This window comes from Mycobacterium sp., from assembly GCF_049585075.1.
GTDB lineage: Bacteria > Actinomycetota > Actinomycetes > Mycobacteriales > Mycobacteriaceae > Mycobacterium.
Map to the genome: position 1 here is coordinate 1 of NZ_JBAUZA010000078.1, position 5,453 is coordinate 5,453.

Sequence of the window (5,453 nt, forward strand, 5' to 3'; positions counted from 1 at the left end):
GGCAAGGGCCCGATCGCGCTGCGCGTTCACCTGGGCACCCCCGGCGAGGCGCCGGGCTTCGACCTCACCGAGGCCGGTACCCAAAAGCGGCTGGCCGTGTGGCTGGTCGACGACCCGATGCAGGTGCCCGGAATCGCCGCGCTCGGGCCCGATGCACTGCAGCTATCCGTCGACGAATTGGCCGGGCTGCTCGCCGGAAACACAGGCCGGATCAAGTCCGTCATCACCGACCAGAAGGTGATCGCCGGCATCGGCAACGCCTACAGCGACGAGATTCTGCACGTCGCCAAGATTTCGCCGTTCGCGACTGCGGGGAAAATCGCCGACGGACAGCTGGCCGCGTTGCACGACGCGATGGTGTCGGTGCTTACCGACGCGGTGACCCGCTCGGTCGGCCAGCAGGCCGCAACGCTGAAGGGGGAGAAGCGCTCCGGATTGCGGGTGCATGCGCGCACCGGTCTGCCGTGTCCGGTATGCGGAGACACCGTGCGTGAAGTGTCGTTCGCCGACAAGTCGTTTCAGTACTGCCCGACCTGTCAGACCGGCGGCAAGGTGCTGGCCGACCGGCGAATGTCGCGTCTGCTGAAATAGCTATGCTGCGCGGGTGACTCGGACTCGGCGGAAAATTCTCATCACCGGCGCGAGTTCCGGCTTGGGCGCCGGAATGGCTCGTGCGTTCGCGGCCAAGGGGCGTGACCTGGCGCTGTGCGCCCGTCGCACCGATCGGCTCGAGGAGCTAAAAGCCGAGCTGTCGCAACAGTATCCGAGCATCCAGGTGGCCGTCGCCGCGCTGGACGTCAACGACCACGAACAGGTACCGAAGGTATTCGCCGAATTGTCCGACACGCTCGGCGGAATCGACCGGGTGATCGTCAACGCCGGTATCGGCAAGGGCGCGCCGCTGGGGTCGGGCAAACTGTGGGCCAACAAGGCAACCATCGAAACCAATTTGGTGGCTGCCCTGGTTCAGATCGAAACCACGCTAGAGATGTTCAAGCAGCAGGGGTCGGGGCATCTGGTGCTGATCTCCTCGGTGTTGGGCGCCAAGGGCGTGCCCGGCGTGAAGGCGGCCTACGCAGCCAGCAAGGCCGGGGTGCGGTCGCTGGGTGAGTCGCTGCGAGCCGAATACGCCAACGGCCCGATCAAGGTGTCGGTGCTCGAGCCCGGCTATATCGAGTCGGAGATGACCGCCAAATCGCAGAGCACAATGTTCATGGTGGACAACAAAACTGGGGTCAAGGCCTTGGTCGCCGCCATCGAGCGCGAGCCGGGCCGGGCCGCGGTGCCGTGGTGGCCGTGGGCGCCGATGGTGCAGCTGATGCGGGTACTGCCGCCGGCATTGGCCAAGCGCTTCGGCTAGTCAATGCCGGACGGCATGTAATGCGCTGAATCCGAGGTGAATTCGGGCTTGCCGTAGGTAGCAAGCCGGAGCTTGAGCAGCCCGATGACGTATGCGTCGGTGATGTCGCGAAGCACGGGGACGCGGCTGGCCTGGCTCACCGCGGTGAAGCGTCCGATGATGAACGGCGTGGTGAGGGCGACCCACAGAAGATCCGTCGACCCGAGCGAGACACCCATGGCCTCGGCGACGTCGCGGTCACCGCCGCAGAATGTGCGGACGAACGTGAGCTTGCTGAAACTTTTCTCGACGGCCTCCGCGCAGCGATCGAACAAGCTGGTGCCGGGCCGCAGATACGCCGCCATCGTGCCGCTGACGAGTTCGCGGCAGACGTCGTCGAATCCGTCGCGCAGCAGCGCCGAGCGCGCGTGCATGACGTGCATGATGTCGGCGGGTTCCGAGGGCAGCAGTTCCTCCGGCAGGCCCAGCAGAAAGCAACGGTACCTGGCGAATTCGACGACCGCGCGCTCTTCTTTGGTGAACTTCGTCCGGCCCTGCTGACGCGCCTTGCGGGCCAACAGGTACTGGCCGATCATTCCGGCCGGCATCTGGTCGACCTGCGGCACCGGCATCCCATAGACGGAGACGTCCCACTTGTCGGATTTCTTCAGCGCGTTGTAGCGAACCATCGAGTGCATCAGCCGCACCATGGCGGCGGCCTCGAAGCCGGGGCCGTAACGGTCCAGCGCCCCGGGAAGAGTGGTGACCGCGAAGAAACTCGCCGTCTCGTTGACCCGCCGGGCGGCCCGCTTGCCCGAAAGCGCACCGGTCAGCGCCATCGGCAGTGCGGCGTAGGTGTTGGTGAAGGTCGCGATGAAGGCCCCGCGCGTAATGAACGGCGCCAGTAGCGCCGCTGGGATGCGCTCCTGCTGTGCGCCCTCGCGTACCAGGTCGAAGTCGATCCACTCCGGGGCAGCTTCCATAGCTGCGATGAACGACACCAGCTCGGGGGGCGCCTCGGGCACCGCCTCGATTCCCTTGCGGCAGGCCGTCTTGAGCATGTCGATCAGTTCGGTGACACTGCGCGAGTTCGTCAGCGCCGCATAGGGATCGGCGACGACGTCGCCGAGCAACGTGGCCGTGCTGATCAATTCGAGGACGCGGTCGTCTTTCAAGATCGGGGCGCGGTCCGCGACCCAGGTGGGCAGGGCCGAGTCGGCGTCGGGCTCCGTGGCCAGGCGATCCGGCTGCCGGTCGAAGTCGAAGTCTCCGTAGAGGTCGGGCTGCAAATCGCGTTGGCTGCGGACTCGCTGCGCGAGCTCGGGGTAGTACGTGACCATCACAACCTCCGGCTAACTAACACTTAGTGAGTAATACTCACAAGTTGTTAGTTATGCTGTCAAGCATGACTGCGGCCAACCCGAAGCGGCGCATGACCGCGGAGGGGCGACGCGAGCAGATCCTCGACGTCGCGCACGCGATCGTCGACGCCGAAGGGTTCCACGCGGCGACACCGAACCGCATCGCACGGCAGGCCGGTATCAACCGATCGCTGATTTATCAGCTGTTCGGCGACCCGGCGGGGCTGTTCGTCGCGCTGATCGATCGTGAGGCGGCCCGGGCCGGCGCGCAGTTCGCCGAGGCGATCTCCGGATTGGATGCCGTCGCCGACGATCAGTCGCTGGTGGTCGCGTTCGACGGGGTGCTGGCCGCCGTCGACGCCCACCCGGCGACGTGGCGGCTGTTTTTGTTCCCGCCGCAGGGCGCTCCACCGCAGCTGTATGCGCGGCTGGCGCAATCCCAGGCCGTCGTGCTCGAGTTCTTCGTCCGTGAACTGCTGCGCCACAACCCTGAGCTGCATGAGCCGGAATACACCGCCCGGGTCTTGCATGCCGCCGGTCGCGAATTGCTGCAGCTGCACCTCAGTGATCCGCAGGCCGCATCACAGGAACGCCTTCGCACCTTTGTCCGCCGACTTGGCTCCGAGCTTTCGCGGCCGACCTCCGCTTAACGTGTCGCCGAACGTGAGGCGCAAGCCTAGCCCACGCGCCCTCTTTCGGTCCGGTAGCGGCGGACCAGGGCGTCGGTCGAACTGTCGGATTGCGTTGCAGGAGAACTATCTTCGGTGAGTACCGGTATCAACTCCTTGGCCTGTGTCTTGCCCAGCTCGACGCCCCATTGGTCGAACGAGTCGATGCCCCACACCACGCCCTCGGTGAAGACCTGATGCTCGTAGAGCGCGATCAACTGGCCCAGCACCGACGGGGTGAGCCGGGTGGCCAGGATCGATGTCGTCGGCCGGTTGCCCGGCATCACCTTGTGCGGCACCACGTCGGCGGGTGTGTCCTCGGCGGCGATCTCCTCGGCCGTCTTGCCGAATGCCAGCACCTTGGTCTGGGCGAAGAAATTGCTCATCAACAAGTCGTGCATGCTGCCGGTGCCGTCGGCGGTGGGCAGGTCGTCGGTGGGTTGGGAAAAGCCGATGAAGTCGGCCGGAATGAGCCGGGTGCCCTGATGCAGCAGTTGGTAGAACGCATGCTGGCCGTTGGTTCCCGGTTCGCCCCAATAGATTTCACCGGTGTCGGTGGTTACCGGGGTGCCGTCGGCGCGGGTGGACTTGCCGTTGGATTCCATCGTCAGCTGCTGCAGATACGCCGCGAATCGCGCCATGTCGTTGGAATAAGGCAGCACCGCACGCGACTGTGCGCCAAAGAAATTCGAATACCACAGCTCGATCAGCCCAAGCACCGCCGGCGCATTGGCTTCCAGCGGGGCAGTCCGGAAGTGCTCGTCGACAAGATGGAACCCGGACAGGAAGTCCGCGAAAGCCTCCCGGCCGATCGCGGCCATCACCGACAGGCCGATCGCCGAATCGACCGAATAGCGTCCGCCGACCCAGTCCCAGAACCCGAACATGTTGTCGGTGTCGATGCCGAACTCGTCGACCAGCTTTTTGTTAGTGGAAACTGCGCAGAAATGCTTGGCCACCGCGTCGTCGCCGAGCGCGTCGGTGAGCCAGCGCCGGGCTGCCGTGGCGTTGGTCAAGGTCTCCAGCGTGGAGAACGTCTTGGACGCGACGACGAAAAACGTTGTGGCCGGGTCTAAATCGGCTAGCTTCGCGATCAGGTCAGCGGGGTCGACGTTGGAGACGAAGCGTGCCGAGATGCCGGCATCGACGTAATGCCGCAATGCCTGGTACACCATCACAGGTCCGAGGTCCGAACCGCCGATGCCGATGTTGACGACCGTGCTGATCCGCTTCCCGGTCGCGCCGGTCCATTCGCCGCTGCGTAACCGGTCGGTGAAGTCGCCCATCGCGTCAAGCACTTCGTGCACGTCCTCGACCACGTTCTGCCCGTCCACAATCAGCTTTGCGTCGCGCGGCAGTCGAAGCGCGGTGTGCAGCACCGCGCGGTTCTCCGAGGTGTTTATGTGCACGCCGGTGAACATCTCGTCGCGACGCTGCTCGAGCCGTGCGGTGTGGGCGAGGTCGATCAGCAGGTTCAGCGTCTCACGGGTGACGCGGTGCTTGCTGTAGTCGATGTAGAGGTCGCCGACGGTGACAGTGAACTCGGTGCCGCGGGCGGGATCGTCGGCGAAGAATTCGCGCAGGTGTGTGCTGCCGGTCTGCTCGTGATGCTTGCGCAGAGCTTTCCAGGCCGGGGTCGATGAGATGTCGGGGATCTGTTCAACCGCAGTCATGGTTTCGACCATAGTCAGGTGGACCAGGGCCGGGTTGATGGCGAGGTAGACGAGTAGGTAACCGGCCAGATCAGTGACCGAGTCGGCCGCGGCCCAGTCGCAGCAGCAGCATGGCCAGGTCCTTGCCATCCGGGCCAAGCTCGCTGTAGCGCTCGATGACCTTCATTTCGCGACTGTGCACCAGCCGGGTGCCGCCAGAGGCCATCCGGGCTTTGCCGATTGCCTGCGACACCTCGGTACGACGCCTTACCGCGGCCAGGATCTCGGCGTCGAGGCGGTCGATTTCTTGCCGCAGGTCATCGATGTCGATTGGTTGCTCGGTTTCTACTGTCATTTCAGACTCCGGATTCTCATTGTGTGGAGGGTGTGGGGATTGTGGTCTCATCCGGTATCGGGCCTCACACAAGAGACG

6 protein-coding genes are annotated in these 5,453 nt (G+C 64.8%); 3 read left to right on the forward strand and 3 right to left on the reverse strand.

All coding sequences use genetic code 11. The annotated features are described in order from the left end of the window. Nucleotides 1-117 precede the first annotated feature (117 nt). Both WB785_RS03720 and WB785_RS03725 read left to right on the forward strand, forming a co-directional pair. Nucleotides 118-591, forward strand: coding sequence for a zinc finger domain-containing protein (locus WB785_RS03720; RefSeq protein WP_424077347.1), 474 nt, complete (start codon nucleotides 118-120; stop codon nucleotides 589-591). 13 nt (nucleotides 592-604) lie between these two features. Continuing rightward, complete coding sequence (locus tag WB785_RS03725; protein ID WP_424077344.1) at nucleotides 605-1,360, forward strand: SDR family oxidoreductase; 756 nt, start codon at nucleotides 605-607, stop codon at nucleotides 1,358-1,360. Here WB785_RS03725 and WB785_RS03730 read toward each other — a convergent pair. Continuing rightward, nucleotides 1,357-2,679 carry an oxygenase MpaB family protein gene (locus WB785_RS03730; RefSeq protein WP_424077345.1) on the reverse strand — a complete coding sequence of 441 codons (1,323 nt, stop codon included), beginning with the start codon at nucleotides 2,677-2,679 and terminating at the stop codon, nucleotides 1,357-1,359. The genes WB785_RS03725 and WB785_RS03730 overlap by 4 nt on opposite strands. Nucleotides 2,680-2,771: 92 nt before the next feature. On the opposite strand from WB785_RS03730, the gene WB785_RS03735 reads away from it, so the two are divergent. Further along, a complete protein-coding gene (locus tag WB785_RS03735; protein ID WP_424077348.1) occupies nucleotides 2,772-3,350 on the forward strand; it encodes a TetR/AcrR family transcriptional regulator in 579 nt (192 codons plus the stop codon). 26 nt (nucleotides 3,351-3,376) lie between these two features. On the opposite strand, the gene pgi is transcribed toward WB785_RS03735, so the two are convergent. Continuing rightward, on the reverse strand, nucleotides 3,377-5,041 hold the full coding sequence (pgi, locus tag WB785_RS03740; RefSeq protein WP_424077346.1) for a glucose-6-phosphate isomerase: 1,665 nt from the start codon (nucleotides 5,039-5,041) through the stop codon (nucleotides 3,377-3,379). Between the two features lie 70 nt (nucleotides 5,042-5,111). Next, nucleotides 5,112-5,426, reverse strand: coding sequence for a chorismate mutase (locus WB785_RS03745; RefSeq protein ID WP_424077349.1), 315 nt, complete (start codon nucleotides 5,424-5,426; stop codon nucleotides 5,112-5,114). Between the last annotated feature and the right edge of the window lie 27 nt (nucleotides 5,427-5,453).

Bases quoted from the DNA above. Each gene is read 5' to 3' on its own strand.
- WB785_RS03720 (WP_424077347.1), top strand. From the start codon at position 118: ATGCAGGTGCCCGGAATCGCCGCGCTCGGGCCCGATGCACTGCAGCTA.
- WB785_RS03730 (WP_424077345.1), bottom strand. From the start codon at position 2,679: ATGGTCACGTACTACCCCGAGCTCGCGCAGCGAGTCCGCAGCCAACGC.
- WB785_RS03735 (WP_424077348.1), top strand. From the start codon at position 2,772: ATGACCGCGGAGGGGCGACGCGAGCAGATCCTCGACGTCGCGCACGCG.
- pgi (WP_424077346.1), bottom strand. From the start codon at position 5,041: ATGACTGCGGTTGAACAGATCCCCGACATCTCATCGACCCCGGCCTGG.
- WB785_RS03745 (WP_424077349.1), bottom strand. From the start codon at position 5,426: ATGAGACCACAATCCCCACACCCTCCACACAATGAGAATCCGGAGTCT.